The 574-nt window shown below is 42.2% G+C and carries 2 rRNA genes; both read left to right on the forward strand.

The features are described 5' to 3' along the window. A 16S ribosomal RNA gene (locus tag PGLA_RS07965) occupies window positions 1-66 on the forward strand; the annotation flags it as partial. Window positions 67-417: 351 nt separating this feature from the next. Next, window positions 418-574: ribosomal RNA gene (locus PGLA_RS28520) — 23S ribosomal RNA — on the forward strand; the annotation flags it as partial.

The following is a 574-nucleotide window of genomic DNA, read 5'->3' on the forward strand; positions in this document are numbered from 1 at the left end:
TAGATGATTGGGGTGAAGTCGTAACAAGGTAGCCGTATCGGAAGGTGCGGCTGGATCACCTCCTTTCTATGGAGAATCGTTTCCTGCAACGGAAACATTCATATAAGAGTCAAGATAAGACTTGTGGGCCATAGAGCCTACGAATATTTCCTCACTCGTGTTCAGTTTTGAAAGAGCAATCTTTCAAAACGTTGTTTCTTTATTAGAAATAACTTTGATCCTTGAAAACTAGATAACGAACGAATTTGCAAGTAAGAAACGAACATTCTTTTTATCTAAGTTTAGTTAACTTGTTAACTGAACAAAGTGTAAAAGTAGCAACCGAATATCCGATTTATCGGATACAGGTTAATTGATATGCGAATTTGATGTGATGATCGATCCTTTGGAGCGAGCAACGCAACAAAAGAGCATGATGGTTAAGCTACTAAGAGCACACGGAGGATGCCTAGGCGCTAGGAGTCGATGAAGGACGTGGCGAACAACGAAACTGCCTCGGGGAGCTGTAAGCAAGCTTTGATCCGGGGGTGTCCGAATGGGGAAACCCTAGACGTGTTAAATGGCACTCATTTAC

The organism is Paenibacillus glacialis (assembly GCF_001637205.1).
GTDB lineage: Bacteria > Bacillota > Bacilli > Paenibacillales > Paenibacillaceae > Paenibacillus_AQ > Paenibacillus_AQ glacialis.